At 56.1% G+C, this 25,813-nt stretch carries 21 protein-coding genes and 1 tRNA gene; 14 read left to right on the forward strand and 8 right to left on the reverse strand.

Annotated elements, in window-relative coordinates:
• The first annotated feature begins 27 nt into the window (after positions 1-27).
• Together typA and CSR02_RS06535 are read left to right on the forward strand one after the other, a co-directional pair.
• Positions 28-1,845 (forward strand): translational GTPase TypA, encoded by a 1,818-nt coding sequence (gene typA / locus CSR02_RS06530; RefSeq protein ID WP_042788733.1) that lies wholly within the window; start codon positions 28-30, stop codon positions 1,843-1,845.
• Positions 1,846-2,201: 356 nt separating this feature from the next.
• Positions 2,202-2,501, forward strand: coding sequence for a hypothetical protein (locus CSR02_RS06535; protein WP_099540991.1), 300 nt, complete (start codon positions 2,202-2,204; stop codon positions 2,499-2,501).
• Positions 2,502-2,621: 120 nt separating this feature from the next.
• Here CSR02_RS06535 and CSR02_RS06540 read toward each other — a convergent pair whose 3' ends face one another.
• The 3 genes from CSR02_RS06540 to CSR02_RS06550 all read right to left on the reverse strand — a co-directional run bounded on the left by CSR02_RS06540 (position 2,622) and on the right by CSR02_RS06550 (position 6,506).
• Complete coding sequence (locus CSR02_RS06540) at positions 2,622-3,878, reverse strand: D-amino acid dehydrogenase (protein ID WP_099541126.1); 1,257 nt, start codon at positions 3,876-3,878, stop codon at positions 2,622-2,624.
• A 226-nt stretch (positions 3,879-4,104) separates the two neighbouring features.
• The gene (locus CSR02_RS06545; RefSeq protein ID WP_003622489.1) at positions 4,105-5,121 is read right to left on the reverse strand and encodes an NAD(P)/FAD-dependent oxidoreductase; all 1,017 of its coding nucleotides are present in this window, start codon (positions 5,119-5,121) and stop codon (positions 4,105-4,107) included.
• A gap of 164 nt (positions 5,122-5,285) precedes the next feature.
• A complete protein-coding gene (locus CSR02_RS06550) occupies positions 5,286-6,506 on the reverse strand; it encodes an NADP-dependent isocitrate dehydrogenase (RefSeq protein ID WP_099540992.1) in 1,221 nt (406 codons plus the stop codon).
• Between the two features lie 377 nt (positions 6,507-6,883).
• On the opposite strand from CSR02_RS06550, the gene CSR02_RS06560 reads away from it, so the two are divergent.
• The gene (locus CSR02_RS06560) at positions 6,884-8,995 is read left to right on the forward strand and encodes a hypothetical protein (RefSeq protein WP_099540994.1); all 2,112 of its coding nucleotides are present in this window, start codon (positions 6,884-6,886) and stop codon (positions 8,993-8,995) included.
• 444 nt (positions 8,996-9,439) lie between these two features.
• Here the strand turns inward: CSR02_RS06560 and CSR02_RS06570 are convergent.
• A tRNA-His gene (locus CSR02_RS06570) sits at positions 9,440-9,515 on the reverse strand.
• 72 nt (positions 9,516-9,587) lie between these two features.
• Positions 9,588-10,763, reverse strand: coding sequence for an aminotransferase (locus CSR02_RS06575; protein ID WP_099540996.1), 1,176 nt, complete (start codon positions 10,761-10,763; stop codon positions 9,588-9,590).
• A 236-nt stretch (positions 10,764-10,999) separates the two neighbouring features.
• Between CSR02_RS06575 and CSR02_RS06580 the strand changes: the two genes are divergently transcribed.
• The 9 genes from CSR02_RS06580 to CSR02_RS06620 all read left to right on the forward strand — a co-directional run bounded on the left by CSR02_RS06580 (position 11,000) and on the right by CSR02_RS06620 (position 22,238).
• On the forward strand, positions 11,000-11,338 hold the full coding sequence (locus CSR02_RS06580; RefSeq protein ID WP_003622497.1) for a P-II family nitrogen regulator: 339 nt from the start codon (positions 11,000-11,002) through the stop codon (positions 11,336-11,338).
• Positions 11,339-11,446: 108 nt separating this feature from the next.
• Positions 11,447-12,892, forward strand: coding sequence for a type I glutamate--ammonia ligase (glnA, locus tag CSR02_RS06585; RefSeq protein WP_003622499.1), 1,446 nt, complete (start codon positions 11,447-11,449; stop codon positions 12,890-12,892).
• Positions 12,893-13,177: 285 nt separating this feature from the next.
• Positions 13,178-15,592 (forward strand): glucose/quinate/shikimate family membrane-bound PQQ-dependent dehydrogenase, encoded by a 2,415-nt coding sequence (locus tag CSR02_RS06590; RefSeq protein ID WP_099540997.1) that lies wholly within the window; start codon positions 13,178-13,180, stop codon positions 15,590-15,592.
• A gap of 113 nt (positions 15,593-15,705) precedes the next feature.
• Positions 15,706-15,960: a hypothetical protein gene (locus CSR02_RS06595; RefSeq protein ID WP_095045928.1), complete on the forward strand. Its 255-nt coding sequence runs from the start codon at positions 15,706-15,708 to the stop codon at positions 15,958-15,960.
• Positions 15,957-16,604 (forward strand): helix-turn-helix transcriptional regulator, encoded by a 648-nt coding sequence (locus tag CSR02_RS06600; RefSeq protein WP_099540998.1) that lies wholly within the window; start codon positions 15,957-15,959, stop codon positions 16,602-16,604. The genes CSR02_RS06595 and CSR02_RS06600 overlap by 4 nt, the downstream gene beginning before the upstream one ends.
• 124 nt (positions 16,605-16,728) lie before the next feature.
• Positions 16,729-18,534, forward strand: a complete 1,806-nt coding sequence (lepA, locus tag CSR02_RS06605) for a translation elongation factor 4 (protein ID WP_042788660.1) — start codon at positions 16,729-16,731, stop codon at positions 18,532-18,534.
• A 126-nt stretch (positions 18,535-18,660) separates the two neighbouring features.
• A complete protein-coding gene (metX, locus tag CSR02_RS06610; protein ID WP_099540999.1) occupies positions 18,661-19,836 on the forward strand; it encodes a homoserine O-acetyltransferase MetX in 1,176 nt (391 codons plus the stop codon).
• Positions 19,836-20,441, forward strand: a complete 606-nt coding sequence (gene metW, locus CSR02_RS06615) for a methionine biosynthesis protein MetW (RefSeq protein ID WP_042788658.1) — start codon at positions 19,836-19,838, stop codon at positions 20,439-20,441. The genes metX and metW overlap by 1 nt, the downstream gene beginning before the upstream one ends.
• Positions 20,442-20,897: 456 nt before the next feature.
• Complete coding sequence (locus CSR02_RS06620; protein WP_099541000.1) at positions 20,898-22,238, forward strand: DEAD/DEAH box helicase; 1,341 nt, start codon at positions 20,898-20,900, stop codon at positions 22,236-22,238.
• A gap of 71 nt (positions 22,239-22,309) precedes the next feature.
• Here the strand turns inward: CSR02_RS06620 and CSR02_RS06625 are convergent, their stop codons facing one another.
• The 3 genes from CSR02_RS06625 to CSR02_RS06635 all read right to left on the reverse strand — a co-directional run bounded on the left by CSR02_RS06625 (position 22,310) and on the right by CSR02_RS06635 (position 24,680).
• Positions 22,310-23,275 carry an endonuclease/exonuclease/phosphatase family protein gene (locus CSR02_RS06625; protein WP_099541001.1) on the reverse strand — a complete coding sequence of 322 codons (966 nt, stop codon included), beginning with the start codon at positions 23,273-23,275 and terminating at the stop codon, positions 22,310-22,312.
• Entirely contained in the window at positions 23,208-23,894 is a 687-nt protein-coding gene (locus tag CSR02_RS06630; protein WP_042788655.1) for a carbonic anhydrase, read from the reverse strand. Before CSR02_RS06630 ends, CSR02_RS06625 begins: the two co-directional genes overlap by 68 nt.
• Positions 23,895-24,053: 159 nt before the next feature.
• Positions 24,054-24,680 (reverse strand): LabA-like NYN domain-containing protein, encoded by a 627-nt coding sequence (locus CSR02_RS06635; RefSeq protein WP_042788654.1) that lies wholly within the window; start codon positions 24,678-24,680, stop codon positions 24,054-24,056.
• Between the two features lie 155 nt (positions 24,681-24,835).
• Here CSR02_RS06635 and folK point away from each other — a divergent pair, with 155 nt between their 5' ends.
• Both folK and rpoZ read left to right on the forward strand, forming a co-directional pair.
• Complete coding sequence (gene folK / locus CSR02_RS06640; protein WP_099541127.1) at positions 24,836-25,348, forward strand: 2-amino-4-hydroxy-6-hydroxymethyldihydropteridine diphosphokinase; 513 nt, start codon at positions 24,836-24,838, stop codon at positions 25,346-25,348.
• A gap of 90 nt (positions 25,349-25,438) precedes the next feature.
• Positions 25,439-25,810: a DNA-directed RNA polymerase subunit omega gene (rpoZ, locus tag CSR02_RS06645; protein ID WP_042788653.1), complete on the forward strand. Its 372-nt coding sequence runs from the start codon at positions 25,439-25,441 to the stop codon at positions 25,808-25,810.
• Positions 25,811-25,813 lie beyond the last annotated feature (3 nt).

The raw sequence follows: 25,813 nt of genomic DNA on the forward strand, positions 1-25,813 counted from the left end.
GGCCCGCAGGGAATATCAGGCCTTTACATGGATATCCGCAATATCGCCATCATTGCCCACGTTGACCACGGCAAGACGACTCTGGTTGACGAACTGCTCAAGCAGTCGGGTTCGTTCCGCGAAAACCAGCACGTTGCCGAACGCGCAATGGACAGCAACGATCTGGAACGCGAACGTGGCATTACCATTCTTGCCAAGTGCACATCCGTTGTCTGGAAAGATACCCGTATCAACATTATTGATACCCCCGGACACGCCGACTTTGGCGGGGAAGTGGAACGTATTTTAAGCATGGTGGATGGCGCCATTGTGCTGGTGGACTCCGCCGAAGGTGCGCTGCCGCAGACCAAGTTTGTGGTGGGCAAGGCACTGGCCCGCGGCCTGAAGCCAATTGTGGTTGTGAACAAGATTGACCGTGGCGATGCCCGCCCCGATGAAGTGCACAACGAAATTTTTGATCTGTTTGCAGCCCTTGGCGCAAATGATGAGCAGCTTGACTTCCCGATGCTGTTTGCCTCTGGCCGTCAGGGCTGGGCAGATGAAACGCTGGATGGCCCCCGCAAGGACCTGAGCCCGATGTTCGAGCTGATCCTGCGCCATGTGCCAGCTCCGAATCTGGACAAAGACAAGCCCTTCGCCATGACAGCCACCATTCTGGAAAGTGACAACTTTCTGGGCCGCGTGCTGACAGGCCGTGTGGAACAGGGCCGCGCCAAGGTGAACATGCCTGTTAAGGTGCTGCGGGCCGATGGCTCCGTGGTGGAAACAGGCCGCCTGACCAAGCTGCTTTCCTTCCGTGGTCTGGACCGCGTGGGTGTGGAAGAAGTGGAAGCTGGGGACATTGTGGCCGTGGCAGGTTTGTCTGAAGCCACCATTCCAGACACCATTGCCGCCCCGGAAGTTGAAGCGCCGCTGGAAGCCATTCCGGTTGATCCGCCGACACTGTCCATGACCTTCCGCCTGAACGATGGCCCGCTGGGTGGCCGTGAAGGCAAGAAGGTGACGTCTCGCCAGATTCGTGACCGTCTGTTCAAGGAAATCGAAAGCAACATTGCTATTCGCGTGACAGACAGCCCCGAAAGCGAAGCGTTTGAAGTGGCTGGCCGTGGTGAACTTCAGCTTGGTGTGCTGATTGAAACCATGCGCCGTGAAGGCTTTGAGCTGACAATCGGCCGCCCGCGCGTGCTGTTCCGCACCAATGAAGAAACCGGTGAGCGCGAAGAGCCTTACGAAGAAGTTACCATTGATGTGGACGAACCCTATTCCGGCGTTGTGGTGGAAAAGATGTCCCTCCGCAAAGGCCAGATGCAGGACATGCGCCCCTCTGGCGGTGACAAGGTGCGCCTGACATTTATCATCCCCTCACGCGGGCTGATAGGCTACCACGGTGAGTTCCTGACCGACACGCGCGGCACGGGTATCATGAACCGTCTGTATTCCCACTACGGGCCTTATGCTGGCACTGTGGAAGGCCGCCGCAATGGCTCCCTGATTTCTGCAGAAAACGGGGCAACCACGCAGTACTCCCTGTTCTCCCTGCAGGATCGTGGCACGCTGTTTGTGGATGCGGGTGAAACGGTTTATCAGGGCATGATCATCGGTGAGCATTCCCGTGAGAATGATCTGGAAGTAAACCCGATCCGTGAAAAGAAGCTGACCAACATGCGCGCCGCCGGTAAGGACGAAGCCCTGCTGCTGACCCCGCCGCGCCGTATGTCTTTGGAACAGGCGATTGCGTATATTGAAGACGATGAGCTGGTGGAAGTTACTCCATCTGCTATTCGCCTGCGCAAGCGGTATCTGGACCCCAACGAACGCAAGAAGCGCGGCAAAAAAGCAGACTGATTCTCTCTCACTTATCGGCTGTCCAGCACTTTGGGGGGCCGGTAAGTGTGGCGCATTTGTGGTGTTGATGTATTTTTTTCAGTGACACCGATTTGTCATATACAAAACGCGCAATATGCCTGAATCCAAGGGAAACCGCCTGTTACCGGGCGGTTTTTTGGGTTTTGCAAGTGCCAATATGGCTGGTTTGCGGCTGTCAAGTGGCGGGGCAATGATATGTATAAAGATTGCACAAATTTTAGCCCAAGACGCTGTGCTTTTGCCGTGATATTAAGCAGCCTATAAACCGGTCTATAGCTGAATGTAGGGTTGTCCTGCATGAGGTGGATTGGACCACGGGTTTTTGGAGATATTTTATGATTTCTCGTCGTCTGCTTGCGGCTCTGTCCACCGTTGCCCTGCTGGGCGTTGCTGCTCCGTCCTTCGCGCAGGAAGCTGCGCCTCCGGCTCCGCCGGCTGGCCCGGAAGCTGCTGCACCTGAAGGTGCTGGCCCGGCTGCTACAGAAGCTGGTAAAACCGAAGAAAGCAAAGGTGCTGCTGCACATAAGGGCAAGCACAAAGGCCACAAGGGTGGCAAACACCACGGTGGCAAACACCACGGTAAGAAGAAGTCCGCTGCTCCGGCTTCTGACTCCTCTTCCGATTCCGCACAGTAATCACCCGGCACAAGGGGGTGCTGCGTTACAGGCGCGGTACCTTCTGCCTGCCGTGGCTTAAAAGCTGCGCACTATAAAAAGGCCGCGGAGGTATCTGCCACCGCGGTCTTTTTTGCGCCGTTAGTTATATCGGTTGATGGAAAGATCCAGCGCGGGAATATCGGGCTTTCTGCCGTGCACAAGGTCTGCAATCAGGCGGCCAGAGCCACACGCCATTGTCCAGCCCAGGGTGCCGTGGCCGGTGTTGAGCCATAGGTTTTTAAAGCCAGACACGGGGCCAATAACGGGTGTGCCATCTGGCGTGCAGGGGCGCAGGCCCGCCCAGTATGTGGCGGCGCTCAGGTCTCCCCCGCCAAACAGTTCTGAAAAAGACAGCTCCAACGTTTCACGCCGGTCGGGGCTGAGTTTCAGGTTGTAACCCGTCAGTTCCGCCGTGCCCCCTATACGAATGCGGTTGCCAAGCCGTGTAATGGCCAACTTGTAGGAGGTATCATTCACGGTGGACATGGGGGCGTGGGTTTCATCCGTAAGGGGCAGGGTGAGGGAATAGCCTTTTACGGGGTAAACGGGCAGATGCACGCGCAATGGGCGCAGCAGCAGCGGGCTGTAGCTGCCCATAGCCACAATATACGCATCGCCCCTGAAATGTGCGGCACTGGTACGCACAGACATAATTTCATCCGCAGCGGCATCCAGCCCCAGAACGGTGGCATCATAAACAAACTTCACACCCTTGGCTTCCGCCATGCGGGCCAGCCTTTGGGTGAACACATGCGCATCGCCCGATTCATCACCGGGTAAATACAGCCCACCCGTAAGCAGATGCTTGGCATGGGCAAGGCCGGGTTCGTGCTCCAAAACCTGATCCACCGCCAAAAGCTGGTGGGGAATGTTGGCTTCTGCCAGCAGGCGCATATCGTGCTGGGCGGTATCTATCTGCTTGTTGGTGCGGAAAAGCTGGATCAGCCCGCGCTGCCTGTCATCATACGTAATGCCGGTTTCCTCACGCAGGGCGTCCAGACAATCGCGGCTGTATTCGGCAATGCGCAACATGCGGGATTTGTTAATGTCATACGCATGGGCGTTACAGTTTTTTAAAAGCTGGTCCAGCCAGCGGATCATGGCCAGATCAAACCGTTTGCGAATAACCAGCGGGCTGGTTTTGGGGTGCAGCATCCACTTTGCAGCCTGAAGCGGCAGGCCGGGAGAAGCCCACGGCGTGGAATATCCGGGGGAAACCTGCCCGGCATTGGCAAACGATGTTTCAAGTGCCGGGGCGGACTGGCGGTCTATTACCGTGACTTCATGCCCAAGGCAGGCCAGATACCAGGCCGATGTTACCCCGATAACGCCAGCGCCCAGAATGATGACTTGCACGGTTTTATCCTTACTCACAAGGCCAATGGATCAGACAAGCACCATACCTTGCTGTGCCCGTACGCGCCAGAACCCGTAAGAAAACGGTCTATGGCGCTGGCTGCCGGGAGGTATGCGAGAATAACGCGCAAAAAGTGCCTAACCCATTGCACAACAAAGATGCGTTTATAAAAAATGGCGGCATGTTGTGCCTGCTTGGGGCCATGCCGCCATAATGGCGTGGGGTTTAGGCAGGCACACCTTTGCTGGTGGAATATTCAAAGTGCAACGCCTGATCCGGGTTCACAATGGGGTAAATGGCGTGGGCGGCCATGGCGGCTTCGCTAAACCCTTGCAAAATCAGCTTCAGCTTGCCGGGGTAGGTGGCCACATCGCCCACGGCAAACACGCCCGGCAGGCTGGTTTCACAGCTTGAAGGGGTAACGGGAATGGTGGAGCGCATGGTATCCATACCCCAGCGCGCCACAGGCCCCAGATCTGTGGCCAGCCCAAAGAAAGGCAGCAGCACATCGGCTTCCAGCATACGGGTTGCGCCATCCAGATCAGCCACTTCCACACCTTCCAGCGCACCGTTCTGGCCATGCAGGGCGTGGAGCTGATAGGGCACCACCTTTTCAATCTGCCCGGCGGCTACGGCCTCATCCAACTGGCGCAGGCTTTCTGGCGCACCGCGGAACCTGTCCCGCCGATGCACGAGGTACAGTTTTTCTGCATTGTCTTTGAGGGAAAGCGCCCAATCCAGTGCGGAATCGCCCCCACCGGCAATGACAATACGGCGGCCTGCAAAATCGGCTTTGCGGCGCACATAGTATTGCACGGCCCCGGTATCTTCAAACGCTTCCAAACCTTCCAATGGCGGGCGGTTGGGGCCAAAGGCACCTGCACCGGCGGCAATAATAATGGCCTTGGCCTTCAGCGTGGTGCCTTGGTTGGTGCCCAGCGTAAAGTTGCCCCGGTGGCCCTCAAGGCTTTCCACCCGGTGCTTGAGCAGGCGGGGGATGTTAAAAGGGGCAATCTGTTCTTCCAGCCGGGCAATAAGTTGCGCGCCTTCTACGGCGGGGCAGGCGGGAATATCGTAAATCGGCTTTTCCGGATACAGGGCCGCACATTGGCCGCCCACTTCTGGCAGCACATCTATCAACACACAGTTCAGCCGCAGCATGGCGCACTGAAAAGCGGCAAAAAGCCCCGCTGGGCCAGCGCCAATTATGGCTACGTCTGTTTCTGCTGGCGTATCAGTCATGGCGTGGCGTGATGCTCCCTTATCTGGTTACATTAAAATACGGTTTCTGTTTTGCGCCAGCACGGGCCGGTGCGCAATGGCCTAGAATAAGCAACACCCCGAAGCAGAAATTTGCTCCGGGGTGCACATAACGTACAAGGCAAAAAGTAAGTGTGGCGGAAAACTCAGCCCTTGGCCAAGGCCTGCTTGAGTTTTGCATCCAGCACATCAAGGAAAGGCTGCGTATCCAGCCATTTGGTGCCGTTGCCCACCAGCAGCGCCAGATCCTTGGTCATCTGTCCGCCTTCCACTGTATCCACGCACACTTTTTCCAGCGTGTTGGCAAAGTGCACCACGTCTGGCGTATCATCAAAGCGGCCACGATAGGCCAGCCCGCGTGTCCATGCAAAAATGGAGGCAATGGGGTTGGTGCTGGTGGGCTTGCCTTTCTGATACTCCCGATAATGGCGGGTGACGGTGCCGTGTGCGGCTTCGGCCTCCACCACATCGCCTGTGGGGTTCAGCAGCACGGATGTCATTAGCCCAAGGCTGCCAAAACCCTGTGCCACAATGTCACTTTCCACATCGCCATCGTAGTTTTTGCAGGCCCATACGTAGCCGCCCGGCCATTTGAGCGCACAGGCCACCATGTCATCAATCAGGCGGTGTTCGTAGGTCAGGCCCAGCTTTTCAAACTCGGCCTTGAATTCCTTTTCATACACCTCCTGAAACACATCCTTGAACATGCCATCATAGGCTTTCAGGATGGTGTTTTTGGTGGACAGATACACCGGCAGCTTGCGGTCCCGCCCATATGCGAGGGAGGCACGGGCAAAGCCTTCGATAGAGGCACGGGTGTTGTGCATGCCCAGTGCCACACCGGGGCCTTTGAAGTCATGCACATCCAGCGTAATGGGCTCACCACCATCTTCGGGAATGTAGTTGAGCGTCACCTTGCCGGGGCCGGGGATCTTGGTTTCCGCAGCGCGGTAGATATCCCCATAGGCATGGCGGCCAATCACGATGGGCTTTGTCCAGTGCGGCACAAGGCGCGGCACGTTGGAGCAGATGATGGGTTCACGAAAAATGGTGCCATCCAGAATGTTGCGGATGGTGCCGTTGGGTGAACGCCACATCTTTTTCAGCCCGAATTCCTTCACCCGTGCTTCATCAGGGGTGATGGTGGCGCATTTTACGCCCACGCCGTAGCGTTTGGTGGCTTCTGCGGCTTCTACGGTCACCTTGTCATCCGTGGCATCACGGTTTTCTATGCCCAGATCGTAATATTTCAGGTCAATATCCAGATAGGGCAGAATCAGGCGCTCACGAATAAAGTGCCAGATGATACGGGTCATTTCATCCCCGTCCATTTCCACCACCGGGTTCTTGACCTTGATTTTAGCCATAATACTGCATCCGATTCGAAGTGTGTCTTGCTTTTGTGGCGCGCAGATGCGGGTTACGTATAGGCATCATGCAGTGCGCGAATTGAGAACCATAAGCGGGGTTGAAATACTGCGCTGTTCACGATCATGACAAAACAGGCCCATGTGCGCTCAAAGCCTATGGAGCATGTGCAAAAATCTTTGTTTTCTGCGGAATATCCAGTGTTATCACAAACATGTCAGGCGTAATGGGGTGTCCGCCCTGCAAGATTAAGGGGGAGGTGCCCGTGCCGCCTGATTATGCTAACAACAGAAAAAATTGGCGGACCGCCTGTATGCAAGCGCCTGCCAAAATCATGATTGCGCATCTGGAACGGGCAGCCGGGGTAAGCTGAGGCATGTTTTCTTTTATATCATTTCACGGGCACATTCTGGCGCACCGAGATTTTTACCTGACGTGTATTCCGGTTGCGCAGGCTGTTTCTCCACATTGGAGCGTGGTGCAACTGGCGGCAGACGGCAACCATTTGCAGGGCTTTGCGGATGTGAATGTCGGTGTTGTTGAGGACGGAGAAAACAAAGGCCTGATTACGCTGGGGCAGAACGACCGGTTTTTTTCTGCCCAGCCCACAGGCAGAATAACTTGGGTGCCGCATATTTTGCCATGGGAGCTGTTTGTGCCAGTGCTCAGCCAGCATGTGCCTTTGCTGGCACGGCTGGCGCAGGGGGAATGGCTTATTGCAGGGCAGCAAAAGCCAGAGCCGGTTTTGTTCCATGAGCATTGGGTGCATCTTGGCAGCAACAAGTGGGATTTGCGCACCCTTTTCCTGCGTGAAAAAGACGATACCATCATTATTTCCGATGGGCGGGAAACAGAGACCATTCTGCAGGCCTGTCCGTTACCTGTGCAGAAAACGTTTATGGCCATGCTTTCTGCACAGATTAAGGCAATGGCCGGCACACCCTTTGCACAAACCGCAGAAAAAGCCCGTGAACAGTTGCAGTTGCAGCCCGAAGATTCAGCTTGTTTGCTGGAACTGGCAAAAGAATGCGCCAAGATAGGAAAGTTTGATCTGGCACGTACGGCCATACTGTGCGCGGCATTGCGAGATTTCCGGCCGGATCTGTATTTCTTTTGCGCTATTCTGTCCTTGCGGGAAAAAGCGAACAAACAGGCTGCGGCTTTGGCCAATCTGGCGCTGAAAGGCCGGTTTGGCACGGCCCCCATACCTGAGCCCCTGCAACAGTTGGTGCAAAGAACAGAGCAGGGAGAGGCCGCGCTACTATTGCTGCCTTCTGCCTTGAAAGAACACGCAGAAGGATTTGACCCAGCTTTTGACTTTTTAATGGCGCCTTTGCCGCTTGCCATGCTGGGGGCAAAAGATGTGCGGCAGGTTTATGCCCATCAGTTTGAGCAGATGGCATCTGCGTGCACCCAGCCAGAAAGGTTGCAACTGGTGCAGGCCGACCAGGCGCTGAACGGCGTGCAATACTGGAACCAGGTTGTGGCGGGCCATTATGCCTGGCTCAATCAGGACCGCACCAGTGCAGATCCGCATTATGCCACGGCCCGCAAGCTTTCCATTACATCCGGTATTGAGGCCATTCATTATAATTGCGGTGTTTACACGTGGCTGCCTGAAGGGGCCGCGCATAACCTGCATGAGCAGCAGGTAACAGACCAGCTGGGCTTTGGCGGGTGGCACTGGCATTCCAGCGCTGCGCCAGAACGTACTGAGGCAGATACCCCCGATGCCTGTATTGTTATGGGGTGTGATAGCGCCTATTTCCGCTTTGTTCCCAAGCTTGTCATGTCTCTTGCAAAGGCATGTCAGGCACAGCCGGATCAGGGGCGTTTTCGGTTGTGTCTGGGGGTGGATCGGCCTACGGATGAGCAACTCACCCTGCTGCGTGATCTTGTAGCCTTTTTCTCGGCAAAAGATCGGGGGATGGATTTCACATTTGTGCACGGGCAACTTACCCATGCCGATCAAGCCACTTATACCTGCATCCGCTATCTGATGTTGCCGCACATTGTAAACCAGTGGCCCTGCCCGGTGCTGACAGCAGATTGCGATGGCTACTTCCCGCAGGATTTCCCCACTTTATGGAAGGAACTTACATCCAGCGCGGATTACGGGTTCCGGCTGTATGCCTATAACCATGATGGAAAGCAGCGCTATGGTGAGCCTTGGGGCTTTGGGGCGGGCCTGTCCTATTTTGGAGAAATGGCGCTTCTGCCGCAGATTGGGCAGTATCTGCACAATTATGTTCAACGCACCTACAGTACGGAAAACCCAACCAACTGGTGCATAGACCAGTGCGCACTGGCGCAGGCCTATTATCGCTTTATTGCATCGCGCTGGAATGACCTGCGGATCCATTTCATGGATGAAGGCACGCCCCTTATGGTGATGTCGCACCATGTTGGTGGCAAGGATGCGCTTTTGGAACATGAAGGTGCGGTTTCTGAACAGGATTTACGCCAGTTCATGCAGGACAACGCTTAAAGAGTATTTTGGCAAAAGCCGGTCAGTTCGTTCTGACCGGCTTTTTTGTTCGGGTTTTCATCGCAGGGGAAAAGCCACTGATGACATATGCCGCATTGTACAAGGAAGAAGACGAGCAGCGTTTTCAGGATTGGCAAAGGGCGCATCCATCCGGGATTTTTGTAAACTCAAGTCCAGGGCGTCTGAATCCAAAATATATTGTAGCGCATCGGTCTGGGTGCATGTCCGTACAGCAGCACAAAGGGCGCACGGTGGTTTATTCTAAGCACTGCTTTGATAGTCTGCACGAAGCTCAGGACTACTTGCGTGCAGAATGTGGTGCAACGCCTTCAACCGGTTGCCGCAGATGCAAGCCAGCAGGGTAGTTGCGCAAGCATAAGACGGTGGCATGGCACGCAGTATGGGTGCTGTGCAGAAGGTATTTTGAATTTTAAGGAAATATGCTGGGGCGAACGACGGGGCTTGAACCCGCGACCACCGGTACCACAAACCGGCGCTCTACCAGCTGAGCTACGTCCGCCGCACAGCAAGCGGACGTTTAGAGAAAACTGCGTCGTTCGTCAATCACTTCTGGCGTTTTTATGTAGAAAAATCAGCTCTGGCGGCTTTTCCACTGTTCCAGACGGGCCACAGCTTCAATCAGCACCTCCTCACGCTTGCAAAAGGCAAAGCGAATCAGGTTGCGCGGGGGCGTGCCACTTTGCGCATCATAAAAGGCAGATGCAGGAATGGTGGTGACACCGGCCTGCTCTGTCAGCAGACGGCTGAAGGCCATGTCATCCAGCCCGTTTGCCAGCGGGGTAATATCGGCCATCACAAAGTAGCTGCCTTGGCAGGGCAACACGCCAAAGCCCACACGCGCCAGCCCGGCAGAAAGGATCTGGCGTTTTGTATCCATCTCCTGCGCCAGTTGGGTAAAGTAGGCGGTATCCTTGTTCAGCCCAAAGGCCACGGCGCGTTGCAGGTTGGGGGCGGTGGCAAATACAAGGTTCTGGTGCGCTTTGGCCACCACGGCCGCCAGCGGGGCCGGGGCGGTAACGTAGCCCACCTTCCAGCCCGTAAAGGAAAAGCTTTTGCCTGCGCTGCCAATACGGATGCAGCGTTCGCGCATATCCGGCAACGCCATCAGCGAGAGGTGCGGCACGCCAAATACAAGGTGTTCATACACCTCATCGCAGATAGCGTAGGTATCATGCTGGCGCATCAGCTCGGCAATAAAGGCCAGTTCCTCGGCGGTGAATACCTTGCCGGTGGGGTTCATGGGGGTGTTGAGCACAATGGCTTTGGTGCGCGGGCCAAAGGCGTTCTTCAGGGCCTCACGCGGGAGCGCCCAGTCTGGCGCTTCCAGCCGCACAAGGCGCGCAATGCCCCCAAGCTGGCGCACAACGGGCAGATAGGTATCGTAAAGGGGTTCCATCAGCACCACCTCATCCCCCGGCTCTATCAACGCCAGGAAGGAGGCTGCCAGGGCTTCGGTTGCGCCGGAGGTCACCACCACTTCCGATTCGGCATCAACAGGAATGTTCTGGAATCGGGCAGAGGCATCTGCAACGGCCGTGCGCAGTTCTGGCAGGCCTGTAAGGGGCGCATACTGGTTGCGCCCATCAAGCAGGGCATCTGCGGCAAGCTGCGCCATATCCTGCGGGCCTTCCGTATCAGGAAAACCCTGCCCAAGATTGATGGCATCGTGCTTGCGGGCCAGCTCGGACATAAGCGTGAATATAGTGACAGGCTGGTTTGCAAGCTGCCTGTTAAGCAATTTTGTCATTACAAAGTTCCTTGCCCCGCGGGCGGAAAGCGGCGAATAAAACGCGTTGCCGAAACAGTGCGCATAAAGGTTGGTTTGGTGCTTTATCGATACAAATCTGCATCTGCCTGATTGCCCGCACGGGCAAGCCGTGCAAGTGTAACGGTGTGGGGTGCCTTCTGCCTATAGGGCAGGGTGGCGCCATAATGGACAGGCCCGTAATAACGGGCACAACAATGGTATATTGACGACGCGCGATGAAGAAGATCGAGGCCATAATCAAGCCCTTCAAGCTGGATGAGGTGAAAGAAGCCCTTCATGAGCTTGGATTACAGGGCATTACCGTGATCGAAGCCAAGGGTTTCGGCCGGCAGAAGGGGCATACGGAGCTTTATCGCGGCGCGGAATACATTGTTGATTTTCTGCCCAAGATGAAGATTGAGGTTGTGTGCCCTGCTTCCATGGTGGAGCGGGCGGTAGAAGCCATTTCCGCTGCGGCCCGCACAGGCCGCATTGGGGATGGCAAGATTTTCGTGAGTCCGGTGGATGACGTGGTGCGAATCCGTACCGGAGAACGAGGGGAAGACGCAATCTGATACACCCTCTTGCGCTAGCGTAAGGGGTGGAGATGTGCGCGTGCATGATTCCCGCAGACCGCATGCCCGCAAAGTGCGGCATGCTGACAAAGCTTAGGTGAAGAGAGCATGGTAAAAAAAACAGCTCCGGCGGGTGACAGCAAGGCTGCTGCAATTGCCAAGGTTTTTGATCTGATTCAGGAACACTCTGTGGAACTGGTGGATCTGCGTTTTACAGACCCCAAGGGCAAGTGGCATCATACATGCCAGTATGTCAGCACCATCGAAGAAGATAGCTTTACCGATGGCTTTATGTTTGATGGATCTTCCATCGGCGGGTGGAAAGCCATTAACGAAAGCGACATGGTTCTGCTGCCGGATCCGACATCCGCAGTGATGGACCCTTTCTCTGCTCGTCCGCAGCTGATCCTGTTCTGCGATATTATCGAACCTTCCACCGGGCAGCCTTACAACCGCGACCCGCGCTCTACCGCCAAGCTGGCTGAGCAGTATCTCAAGTCCTCCGGTCTGGGTGATACGGCATTCTTTGGCCCGGAAGCTGAATTCTTCATCTTCGACAACGTGCTGTTTGGTACCGGCCCGAACTACGGCAAGTATCAGTTGGACAGTATTGAAGGCCCCGATGCATCCCTGAAGGAATATCCTGAAGGCAACATGGGCCACCGTCCGGGTGTGAAGGGTGGTTACTTCCCCGTGCCGCCAGTGGATAGCGAAAGCGACCTGCGCGCAGAAATGCTGGCAGCCATGGGCGAAATGGGTCTGGCTATTGAAAAGCACCACCATGAAGTGGCGCAGTCTCAGCACGAACTTGGCACCAAGTTTGAAACGCTGGTACGCGCAGCAGACTTCATGCAGATCTACAAATACTGTGTGCACAATGTTGCCAATTCCTACGGCAAAACAGCAACATTCATGCCCAAGCCCATCTATGGTGATAACGGCTCCGGCATGCACGTTCACCAGTCTATCTGGAAAGACGGCAAGCCCACATTTGCTGGCAATGGCTATGCAGACCTGTCTGACACGGCCCTGTATTACATTGGCGGCATTATCAAGCACGCCAAGGCGCTGAACGCCTTCACCAACCCGTCCACCAACTCCTACAAGCGCCTGATTCCGGGCTTTGAAGCACCTGTGCTGCTGGCATATTCTGCCCGCAACCGTTCTGCTTCCTGCCGTATTCCGTACGCAACAAGCCCCAAGGCCAAGCGCGTTGAAGTGCGCTTCCCGGACCCCACAGCCAACCCGTATCTGGCATTCGCTGCCATGCTGATGGCTGGTATGGACGGCATCAAGAACAAGATCCACCCGGGCGATGCCATGGACAAGGATCTGTATGACCTGCCGCCGGAAGAACTGAAGCAGATCCCGACAGTTGCGGGCTCCCTGCGTGAAGCTCTGGAAGCTCTGGCAGCGGATCATGAGTTCCTGCTGGCTGGTGGCGTGTTCACCAAAGACCAGATCGAAAGCTACATCACCCTGAAATGGGATGATGTGTACCGTTTCGAACACACACCGCACCCGGTTGAATTCGAAATGTACTACTCCGTCTGATTTTCTTTCCCTTCGGGGAAGGTTTCAGAAACAGAAAAGGCGCGGTTCCCGTTGGGGGCCGCGCTTTTTTGTTGGAACTGATACGTTCAAGTATCAAGCCCCCAGTTTTTGAAGTGCATATTGCTGAAATTGCCAGATTTTATAAAAAAATGCAGGCACAGTTTTCGGCCTTTACGGTATTTTCTTGGGTTGCACTGCCGCGCTGTTGTATTGATCAGCCTGAAACAGTTTTTCTTGTTTAGAAAAATACAGATGTAAACGTATGCGGGGCGGAAAACAGGTCACATGATACACACAAACAGCAACCGGCCCGATATTGTATTACAGATTACCGCAGCGGTTTACGCGGCAGCGGGCTTTTTTCTTACAGGTGGCGGGCTTTGGCTGGCTTTGCTGGGCGGGTCCTGCTTTTACGTGCTGTGTGGTGTGGGGCTTCTGGCCACGGCGGTGCTGTTGTGGCGCCGCCAGCGCGCGGCCCTATGGGTGTATGCGGTGCTGGTTGCGGCCACGCTTGTGTGGTCTGTTGGGGAATGCGGGTTTGATTTCTGGGCACTGGCCCCGCGGGGTGATGTGCTGTTGCCGCTGGGCCTGTGGCTTGTTCTGCCTTTTGTGTCTTCCCGGTTGTTACCCTCTTCGGGCTGGAACAGCGCACCACTGATTGCAGGCGTTGTGGCAGGGGCCGGTGTGTATGGTTATGCTCTTACGCAGGACCCGCAGGATATTGCCGGAACATTGCCGCGTGCTGGTGCGCGGGCCTCGGCCGCCCTTCTACCGGGTGATGCCACGCCTGTGCCCGCGGCAGACTGGCCCGCATATGGCCGCACACAGGCGGGGGACAGATACTCCTCACTGGCGCAGATCAATGCCAGCAATGTGCATGATCTGAAGGTGGCATGGGTATTCCGCACCCATGATCTGAAACGTGCGGATGATCCGGGAGAAATTACAGATGAGGCCACGCCCATAAAGGTGCGTGATACGCTGTATCTGTGCTCCCCACATCAGATCCTGTTTGCGATAGATGCCGCCACCGGGCATGAGCGCTGGCATTTTGACCCCAAAATTACCTACAACGCCTCCTATCAGCACATGACATGCCGCGGTGTGTCCTACGCAGAAACTCCGGTGGCGGAAGAACAGGCCCACGATGTGGCTGTGGCAGATGAGTGCGCACGCCGTATCTTCCTCCCCACCAATGATGGCCGTCTGTTTGCGTTAAATGCTGATACCGGAGCCTTGTGCCGTGGTTTTGGGCGTGATGGCGCAGTGGACCTTACAGAGGGCATGCCCATGCGCACGCCAGGGTTTTATGAACCCACATCTCCGCCGGTTATTACTTCCAAAGTGGCCATTATTTCTGGCGCGGTCACGGATAACTACTCCACGCATGAGCCTTCGGGCGTGACACGCGGGTATGATCTGTATAGCGGCAAGCTGGTATGGGCGTTTGATCCGGGAAACCCGGACCCGAACGAGCTGCCCTCCGCCACGCATCATTATGTGGCCAATTCCCCCAATTCATGGATCACCTCGGCCTATGATGCACGGCTGAACCAGATTTACATTCCCACAGGTGTGGCCACGCCGGATATCTGGGGCGGGCACCGCACGCCGGATCAGGAGCGCTATGCATCGGGCATTCTGGCGCTGGATGCCGATACCGGGCGCAAGGTGTGGTTTTACCAGACCGTGCATCATGATCTGTGGGATATGGACGTGCCTGCCCAGCCCAGCCTTGTGGACATAAAACAGGCCGATGGCGCTGTAGTGCCTGCGCTGTATGCACCTGCCAAAACCGGCAACATCTTTGTGCTGGACCGGCGCAACGGCCATCTGCTGGTACCTGCGCCAGAAATGCCTGTGCCGCAGGGTCCTGCGCCGGGGGATCATCTTTCTCCCACCCAGCCGTTCTCGGCCCTCACATTCCGCCCCAAAAACAACCTGACAGATGCAGATATGTGGGGGGCCACCATGTTTGACCAACTGGCCTGCCGTATCATGTTCAAACGCCTGCGGTATGAAGGGCCGTTTACGCCGCCTTCCACACAGGGCACGCTGGTGTTCCCCGGTAATCTGGGCATGTTTGAATGGGGCGGTCTGGCGGTGGACCCGGTGCGGGAGGTGGCATTTACCAACCCCATTGCCGTGCCGTTTGTTTCTCGCCTTGTGCCGCGTGGGCCGAATAACCCGGCAGAGCCGCCGCAGAATGCTGGCCCTTCTGGCGGGGAGGCTGGCCTGCAACCGCAATACGGCACCCCGTTTGGGGTGGATTTGCACCCATTCCTGTCCCCCATTGGTATTCCGTGCAAGCAGCCGGGTTGGGGCTACGTGGCCGGGTTGGATTTGCGCACCAACAAAATACTGTGGAAGCACCGCAACGGCACCACGCGGGATAGCTCTCCCGTGCCGTTGGCTTTCCGTGTGGGCGTGCCATCTTTGGGTGGGCCTATCATCACCGCGGGGGGCGTGGCATTTCTGACATCCACGCTGGATATGTATATCCGCGCATATGATATTACCACCGGGCAGCAGCTCTGGCAGGACCGCCTGCCCGCCGGAGGACAATCCACCCCCATGACGTATGAGGAAAACGGCCACCAGTATGTGCTCTCGGTAGATGGCGGCCACGGTTCCTTTGGCACCAAGATGGGGGATTACGTGGTGGCCTATGCGCTGCCAGATGCGCAGGCAAAACACTAAAACCACCTTATTTTGAAAAGCGGTTTGGCGGGCACATGTTTCATGCATGTGCCCGCTTTGCGTTTGGGGGAAAGCAGTGGGCATGAAAACATCTTCTTGCCGCCGCGCGTGGGATGCGTGATCCTGCATGTATGTGGAACGAACCCTACCTTGAAACATGTTGCCGCGCCGCCCTGCACCGGCTTTGCCTTGCGGGCACGGCAGGCCGGCCAACGGGCATGAAGGATGACCCCTGCCTGACACGTCTGGCAGGCAAGGGTCTTGCGCAGCAGAACGGGCAGGGGCGTTTTTTTATTACGGATGAAGGCACAGCGCGCCACGCCAGCGAGGTGCTGAAGCAGCAAGAGCGCCACAACGCAAAGCCATGATACCGGCAGAACGCATATGGCATGCGCTGGATACACTGGCGCAGGAACGCGGCATGACGCCATCGGGCCTTGCGCGTGCGGCGGGGCTGGATGCCACAACCTTCAACCCCTCGCGCCGGCAGACAGCTAACGGTGTGTGGCGCTGGCCCGCGCTGCCCAGCCTGCTGCGCGCGCTGGATGTGCTGCGTGTTTCTCTGGCGCAGTTTGAGGCAAAGGCATGGGGATATACGCCGCCAGATACCGCGGCAGAAAGCCACACGCCACGCTTTATGCGGTGTTTGCCCCTGTCCTGGTTGCAGCAGGAGGGCGTGCTGGATAGTGCGGGCCTACCCGCCGGTGGGTTGTGGGAGCAGGAAGAAACATTTTTCACCCTGTCATCCCCTTCGGCGTACATGTTGCGGGTGGATACGGAAAGCATGGAGCCCACGCTGCGGCTTGGCTGTTCTTTGGTTGTGCAGCCTGCATTGTGCCCACGTGGGGCAGACAGAGTGGTGCTGATACGCTCAAGTCACCCCCCTGTGGTGGGGATTTTGCAGGAAAAACCCGTGCCAGCCATCCAGCCTTTTGGGCGCAGCGCGCTGGAGCCGGTGCCCGCGCCAGAGGCCGGAATATGGCTGCACCGTATTGTGTTGATATCGGGCTGAAAACGCGCAGCAAATGGGGAGGAAAGAGGGCGCAGCAGGCCATACGGAAAAAATTTACCTGAATAATGCCCCAGCCCGTGCGGAAGCGGCTGACTTTTCTTTCCATTTCGCTTAAAGGAGCAGCATGACCGATACACCCCTTTCGCTCATCCGCAATTTTTCCATCATCGCACATATCGATCATGGAAAATCCACTCTGGCTGACCGCCTGATTCAGGCGTGCGGTGCCCTGACCGCGCGTGAAATGACCAATCAGGTTCTGGACAACATGGATCTGGAGCGTGAGCGTGGCATTACCATCAAGGCGCAAACCGTCCGGCTGACCTATCCGGCCAAGGATGGCAACACCTATGTGCTGAACCTGATGGACACTCCCGGACACGTGGACTTCGCCTACGAGGTCAGCCGGTCTCTGGCGGCGTGTGAGGGATCGCTGCTGGTGGTGGATGCCTCTCAGGGGGTGGAAGCGCAAACACTGGCCAATGTGTATCAGGCCATTGAGGCCAATCATGAAATTGTGCCCGTGCTCAACAAGGTGGATCTGCCAGCCGCAGAACCCGAGCGCGTAAAGGCCCAGATTGAAGAAGTTATTGGTATTCCGGCTGATGATGCGGTGGAAATTTCCGCCAAGACCGGCCTGAATATTGAAGGCGTGCTGGAAGCTATCGTTACCCGCCTGCCACCCCCAAAGGGTGATGCGGAAAAGCCCCTGCAGGCCATGCTGATTGATAGCTGGTACGACCCGTATTTGGGTGTGATTGTGCTGGTGCGTATTAAGGAAGGGCGGCTCAAGCGCGGTATGAAGGTGCGCATGATGTCCTCCGGTGCGGTGCATCAGGTGGATCAGGTGGGTGTGTTTGCCCCACGTATGACCAGTGTTGAAAGCCTTGGCCCGGGTGAAATGGGCTTTATTAACGCGGCCATCAAAACCGTGGCGGACTGTAATGTGGGTGATACCATTACGGATGATCGCCGCCCGGCAGAAAAGCCGCTGCCCGGGTTCAAGCCCTCCATTCCCGTGGTGTGGTGTGGCTTGTACCCCGTTGTGGCCGATGACTTTGAAAAACTGCGCGACAGCCTTGCCAAGCTGCGCCTGAACGATGCCTCCTTCCACTATGAGGCCGAAACCTCCGCAGCTCTTGGCTTTGGCTTCCGTTGCGGCTTCCTTGGTCTGCTGCATCTTGAAATCATTCAGGAACGTCTCTCGCGTGAGTTCGATCTGGATCTGATCGCAACCGCACCTTCTGTTGTGTACAAGATCACCCGCACCAATGGGGAACATGAGGAACTGCACAACCCCGCGGACATGCCCGATTCCTCTCTGATTGAATCTATTGAGGAACCGTGGATTAAAGCCACCATCATGGTGCCGGATGAATATCTGGGCGCGGTGCTGACCCTGTGCACGGAACGGCGCGGCGTGCAGGTGGACCTGACCTATGTGGGCAGCCGGGCCATGGCCGTGTATCGCCTGCCGCTGAACGAAGTGGTGTTTGATTTCTATGACCGGCTGAAGTCACTCACCCGTGGGTACGCCAGCTTCGATTATCAGATGGATGGGTATGAGGAGAGTGACCTTGTGCGCATTTCCATTCTGGTTAATCAGGAGCCGGTGGATGCGCTGTCCTTCATTGCGCACCGCACGGCAGCGGAATCTCGCGGGCGTTCCATTTGCGCACGGTTGAAGGATCTTATCCCTCGCCAGTTGTTCAAAATTGCCATTCAGGCGGCCATTGGCAGCAAGGTGATTGCGCGTGAAACCATTGGCGCCCTTTCCAAGGATGTGACGGCCAAGTGTTATGGCGGTGATATCTCCCGTAAGCGCAAACTTCTGGAAAAGCAGAAGGAAGGTAAAAAGCGCATGCGGCAGTTTGGTAAGGTGGAAATTCCGCAAAGCGCCTTTTTGGCCGCACTTAAAATGGAACACTGAAACGGAACCGGGCGGAACCCTCCGGCACACCGGGCGTAACAGGGCAGGGCCATTGGAAACCGGACTTGCCTTGTCCTGTAAACGCTCGTATGCCGGAGGGGATTGTTTGGAGCATTCGGCGTTTTTATGAACAGCACAACACCCTTGGCCATTGGTGAGCAGCAGCATGTCCGGTTTGCCGAAGGGCTGGGGCTGGACTGCGGCGTTACCCTTGCCCCTGTTGATATTGCCTACCGCACCTATGGCACGCTTTCAGAAAAGCGGGATAACGCCATCCTGATCTGCCACGCCTTTACGGGGGACCAGTACGTGGCGGAGGAACACCCGCTTACCGGCAAGCCCGGCTGGTGGAGCCGTATGGTGGGGCCGGGAAAGCCCATTGATACCAACCGGTTTTTTGTAATCTGCTCCAACGTGCTGGGGGGCTGTATGGGCAGCACAGGCCCGCGCTCTCTGCGCACGGATGCAGAAGGTGATGGCGCAGAGCTTTGGGGCACGGCGTTTCCGCCCATTACCATTCGGGATATGGTGCGCGCGCAGCACAAGCTTGTGCACGCACTGGGTATAGAAAAACTGTTTGCCGTTATTGGCGGCTCCATGGGCGGTATGCAGGTGCTGGAATGGACCGTGACATACCCGCAGATGATGCTGGCAGCCATGCCCATTGCCACATCTCCGTTCCATTCCGCCCAGAATATTGCGTTTAACGAAGTCGGGCGTCAGGCCATTATTGCAGACCCGGACTGGCGCGGTGGCCGCTATTGGGCAGATGACGTTGTGCCCGCCCGTGGTTTGGCCGTGGCGCGCATGATGGGCCATATCACCTATCTTTCGGAAGAAGCCTTAACGCGCAAATTTGGCCGCCGTATGCGGCGCGGGCCTGTAAGCGGGCAGGGGCCAGAAGGCCCTGTTTCCATGTTCAGTGATATTTTCGAGGTGGAATCCTACCTGCGGTATCAGGGGTCCACCTTTGTGCGGCGGTTTGATGCCAATTCTTACCTGACCATCACCCGCGCGATGGACTGGTTTGATATTGCCGCAGACCATGATGGCGAACTTACGCACGCTTTTGCAGGCACGCCGGTACGGTTTTGCGTGGTGTCTTTCTCGTCCGACTGGCTGTTCCCCACATCTGCGGCCCGCACGCTGGTGCGTGCGCTTAACCGGGCTGCGGCCAATGTCTCGTTTGTGGAAATAGAGACAGACAAGGGGCACGATTCCTTCTTGCTGGAAGAACCGGATTTTGACCGTACGGTACGCGGTTTTCTGTGTGGCGTGGCTGAACATGCGGGGCTTGCCTGATGCGCCTTGATCAAAGGCTGATTGCCGAAATGATAGCCCCCAGCACCCGTGTGCTGGATATTGGCAGCGGAGATGGCGCACTTATCGACCATCTGTTCCGCTACCGTGGGTGTGATGCGCGCGGTATTGAGCTGAACATGCAGCTTGTTACCAGGTCTGTGGCGCATGGGCTGCCCGTGGTGCACGGGGATGCAGACCACGATCTGGCGCATTATCCAGACCACGCGTTTGATTACGTGGTGCTCCAGCGCACCTTGCAGGCCGTTGCCCGCCCGCGTGAGGTGCTGCGGCAGATGTTGCGTATTGGGCGGTATGCCATTGTCTCGTTTCCCAATTTCGGGCACTGGCAGTTGCGGCTCAAGCTGCTGTTAAGCGGGCGCATGCCTATGACATCGGTTTGGAATACCCCGTGGTATGAAACCCCAAACATTCACCCCTGTACCATCCGCGACTTTCTGGCGCTGTGTAAGCAGGATGGCTACATTGTAGAGCAATGGATGGCTGTGGATGAGGAAGGGGAGCGCGCGCCGTGGCGCCGGTCTATTCGTATGGCCAATCTGTTTGGGGAACAGGCACTTTTTCTGCTGCGGCGGCGGAATGGCTAGGCCGTGATACGGGTTTAAGCCAGAAGTTGCCTAAAAATTCTGTTAGATTTATGCCTTTTGCGTGAGGAGGCTTTGGAATTTTCAGAAAAGGAGTATTTTAAAAACTTCTTTAAATTATCAGCATAAAGTTTTTTGGGCCGGTAATGTTGTAACATTCAGAAGCCCGATTTCTGAAAAATCCACAACATTACAGCGACATTATTTTAGGACTAATATGGTACGGAAGCCTTGCAGGGTTTGGCAAGTCCCCTTATATACACTCATACAAGGCGCATAAGGCAGGGACGTTGTTTAAAAACTTCCTTTGTGGGCCTTTAAGTGTTCAAAAATTTGTGTGTGCTCAACTCTCAGTCGGTGCAGAAATGTTCCGCGTGCGCCACAAAATGACAGTGCATAACTGAAAAGGGTGCGGTCTCTCGATCTCGTTTTCAGGCTGCACAAATAAGGTTGGCCCTGATGACCAAATTTTCTGATCTTGCACTTGCTCCACCATTGCTGAAGGCCTTGGCAGAGCAGGGTTATGATACACCCACTCCTATTCAGGAACGTTCCATCCCCTATCTGTTGCAGGGGCGTGATCTGCTGGGCCTGGCCCAGACAGGCACAGGTAAAACCGCATCTTTTGCGCTGCCTATTCTGGAACATCTGATCAAAAACCCGCGTGCGAACACGCCCAAGCAGCCGCGTGTTCTGGTGCTAGCCCCCACGCGTGAGCTGGTTGCCCAGATTAGCGATAGCTTTAAGGCCTATGCCCGCCACATGAAGTTTACACAGGCTGTTGTGTTTGGTGGCGTGGGCCAGGGCCGGCAGGTTGAAGCCATGCGCCGTGGTGTGGATGTGCTGGTGGCAGCACCGGGCCGCCTGCTTGATCTGATCGGCCAGGGCTTTATTGATCTGTCCGGTCTGGAAATTCTGGTGCTGGACGAAGCCGACCGCATGCTGGATATGGGGTTTGTGCGCGATATTCGCCGTATCATGACCTTTGTGCCAGAGCAGCGTCAGACGCTTCTGTTCTCTGCCACCATGCCGCGCAGTATTGAAGATCTGGCAGCATCTCTGCTGAATGACCCGGCACGTGTTGAAGTGGCACCGCCTTCCAGCACGGTGGATCGTATTCAGCAGGCTGTCATGTTTGTAAATGGCGCAGGCGATAAGCGCGATGCGCTGCTGAACATGGTGGAATCTCCCAAGGTTTCCCGCGCTGTGGTGTTCACGCTCATGAAGCATGAAGCCAACAAGGTTGCGGAGTTTCTGAACAAGAACAACGTGGTGGCAGAGGCCATTCACGGCAACAAGTCTCAAGGTGCGCGTGAGCGGGCCATGAAGGGCTTCCGTTCCGGTTCCGTTAAGGTGCTGGTGGCAACCGATATTGCCGCCCGCGGTATTGATGTGGACGACGTAAGCCACGTGTTCAATTACGATCTGCCAAACGTGCCGGAAAGCTACGTGCACCGCATCGGTCGTACAGCACGTGCCGGGCGTGATGGCTGGGCTGTTTCCTTCTGCGATGCAGAACAGCGCGCTTGGTTGCGTGATATTGAACGCACCATTGGCAAAACCGTGCCGGTTGTGCGCGATCATCCGTGGCATTCGGCTGAGGCTGAAGCTTCCACCATGCGTCCGCCTGTTCTGGGTGGTGGTGGCCGTGGCCGCGGGGGGGCTCGTGGCGGTGGTGGTGCCCCGCGGGGTGGCGCGCCGCGTGGGGGTATGCCCGGTGGTGGTCGTGGCGGCCCGCGCCGTTCTGGCGGTGGTGGTGCCCGTGGTGGTCGCTCCGGCGCACCTGCTGGCCGCATGTAAGGCGCAGGCTGATAGCTTGCAAAACAAGGCTGCTGCATCTGTGGGTGCAGCAGCTTTTTTGTTTCCGGGCGCTAGGGTTGTGGCAGCGTCTGAGCAGGTGGCAGGTGCAAGGTAACGGAAACCGGACAGTGATCAGAAAGTGTTTGCCCGGTTTTTTCTGGCAAAGAGAGCACGCGTAAGCTGTTGGGGATTTTCCATGCGCGTGCGGCCCCACCCAGAATAATGTGGTCTATAAAATAGCTACCGCCTTGGCAGGGGCTTGCCATGCCAGCGGTTACCAGATCCAGCGGTGCAATACGTAACAGCGTGAGAAACAGTGGATCATGCGCGGTAAGATGGCGGTTGAAATCTCCCATAACGGCAAAGGCTTCATGGTGTTGGGTGCGTGCGGCCACCCAGTCATCCAGCGCGGCAAATTGCTGCCACAGCGTTGCGCAGACGGGGCGGGTGGCGTGGGGCAGGTTATCGGGGCATCCGGCTTTGAGATGCACCACCAGAATCCGCAAGGTATAGCCATTTGGGTGCAGCGTAACATCCAGCCCGCTGCGTAAATGGTGGTGCGTAAGTGGGGCCGTTGCATAGGCATCCAGCGCGGTAACATCCGGGTTTTGCTCAAACGGAATATCTGTGCGCACAGCCAGAGCCGTATGTTGCAAGATATGGTCCTGACTAAAAGGGAGATGATAACGCGCGGGCGGAAAAAGCTGCCCGGCGCTTGCAGGGCTTTCTATTTCCTGCAAGGCCACAACATCACCATGCAGGCGGGCGGCATAGCTGGCAAGGTTGGCAATATCGGCAGGGGTACGATGGGGAATATCTGGGGGCGCCTGTGCGTAACCGGGATGTACCGGATCTAGCAGCCAATCCAGATTCCATGTGCTGAGTTTGAATGTATCTGCCGCGGTTGCCGAAGTAAAACACGGGCAACACGCGGCAAAAATATATACAGAACAGAAAAACCAGATGCTTTTAGGCGGCCTGTTCTTCCATCTGTGTAATAACGGCTTTAATAGGCAGGCTTTTACGTGTTTGTTCATCCAGCACCGTAATTTCACCGGTGCCGATATCATAAAACCATCCTTGCAGGAACAGCGTGCCCTTTGCCAGCCCGGCGGCCACAGCCGGGTGCGTGCGCAAATGCGCCAACTGGAGCAGCACGTTCTGTTCTGCTACAGAGCGCACGGTGGCCGGGCCCACATCTTCCCCCGTAAAGGTATGCAGGGTGGCCGCGCGGGCGGCTTCTGCATTACGCAGCCATTTGCGCACGGTGGGCATTTTATCCAGCCCGTTCTTTTCTGGTTCCAGCAGGGCCTTCATGGCACCGCAATCAGAATGGCCACACACAATAATGGTGGAAACCCCAAGGCCCAGAACCGCATATTCCACAGCAGAGGAAACACCCCCCAGCATTTCACCATATGCCGGCACAAGGTTGCCAATATTGCGCAGAATAAACAGGTCCCCCGGTCCGGTCTGGGTAATCAGGTTGGGGTTAATGCGGCTATCTGCGCATGCAATAAACAGAGCTTCCGGGGCTTGCCCTTTTGCCAGGCTGGCAAACAGTTCTTTCTTGGCAGGAAAAATTTCGGTGTTGAAGTGCTCAACGCCACGCAGCAGGGATAGCAGGCTGCTTCTGGCTTCAGAACATGAGGGCATATAAAAACTCTCCGGCAATGACTCTGTCGGTTCACCCTTGCAACAAGGGGTTTCAACAATGGTGACGTTTAAATAACGACAAGACAACTTGAGAGTTTTGCACGCAGACGAAAAAAAATGCCACCCTCTGGGGGAGGATGGCACAGGGTACTTTTATTTTTAGCTGAGAAGATCTTCATCTTCATCAGGTTCGCTCATTTGGTCTGCCGGGTGGCGCACCGGTGGGGCGTTGGTGCGTACGGGGCGGGGGTTTTCTGTCTGCCTGCGGGTAAAGTTGCCAGCCAGTGCGGACAGTTCCAAAAACTGGTCAGCCTGCCGGCGCAGATCATCCCCAATCAGGGGCGGGGTGGAGCGCATGGAGGAAACAACAGAAACCCGCGTGCCCTGCCGCTGCACGGCTTCCACCACACGGCGGAAATCGGAATCACCGCTAAACAGAATGGCGTGGTCGATATGCGGGGCCATTTCCATCATGTCCACGGCAATTTCTATGTCCATATTGCCTTTTACGCGGCGTTTACCGGTGGAATCGGTAAATTCCCGTGCAGGTTTGGTAACAAGAAAATACCCGTTATAGGAGAGCCAGTCTGTTAATGGCTTGAGCGGAGAGTAATCTTCTGTATCCAGAATGGCAGCATAGTAATAAGCACGGATAATGTGTGTTTTGGCAGCAAAGAAATCCAGAAGCTTTTTATAGTCCACATCAAAACCGAGGCTGCGAGACGTAGAATACAGGCTGGAGCCATCAATAAAAAGGCAGGTTTTTTCAGTTTTCTGAAGGTTCATAGTAAGTTTCCTCTAAATATTTGGAGTGCTGCTTTAGGCGTTATTATTAAATGATCTGGGGTTGTTTCGGTTTTAAAAGAAAGTTGGGTAAGATCATCTGATATACATATCCATACAATGTGGCAAAATTGGTTACAGAAAACGGGTGCATGATGATGCAGGGAAATAATACCAGATCAGTGCTGATAGCGATAGGTGCGAATCTTCCGCATTTGCGACAAAGTGCCCACCAGACGTGTGCGCAAGCCGTACAGGCCCTGCGCACTCTGCCGGGGCTGGAAGTCGAGCGTGTTTCCCGCTGGTATGAAAGTGCGCCTGTGCCACCATCTGGCCAACCTCCTTACGTTAATGGGGTGGTGCTTTGCCGCACAACGCTGGAGCCAACGGCCCTGCTTGATGCGCTGCAAAAGGTGGAAACGCAGTTGGGCCGCGTTCGTTCCGTGCCAAATGCAGCGCGTACGCTTGATCTGGATATTATTTCAATGGATGATGTGCAGATGCACACGCCGCGCCTTGTGCTGCCACACCCGCGCGCCACCCAGCGCGCCTTTGTGCTCTGCCCCCTGCGTGATGTTGCGCCAGACTGGAAAGACCCCCTCACCGGCAAGGGGCTGAAAACCTTGCTCGAAGGCGTTGCAGGGCAGGAAATACAGCCTGTAGGGGAATAAACGCTTCCGTAGGCGGGGCGGATGCGGTAATATACTCTTTCTGTTCCTGTAAGCATCTATAAGCTGAAACTTGTCTGGAGGCTCTCCGCAATGGCCCGCGTCACCGTTGAAGACTGTGTGGAAAAGGTCCCGAACCGTTTTGAACTGGTGGTTTACGCCGCACAGCGCGCCCGCAATATCTCCCGCGGGGAAGAGCTGACAGTTGATCGGGATAACGATAAAAACCCCGTTGTTGCCCTGCGTGAAATTGCGGATGAAACCGTTTCCCTCACCGCGCTGCGCAATGATCTGATCCGCTCTCAGGCCCGTGAACCGGAGCCCGAACCCGTGGAAGAAGAAGTGCAGGATCTTATCCCCACCGAACAGAATATCTTCGGTCTGCAGGAAGTTTCTGCGGAAGAAGAGGCCGCTGATGATGTGCGCGCCATTGAGGCAGCACTTACCGGTCGCGCACGTCGGTAATTC

This window comes from Acetobacter pomorum (assembly GCF_002738225.1).
Taxonomy (GTDB): Bacteria; Pseudomonadota; Alphaproteobacteria; order Acetobacterales; family Acetobacteraceae; genus Acetobacter; species Acetobacter pomorum.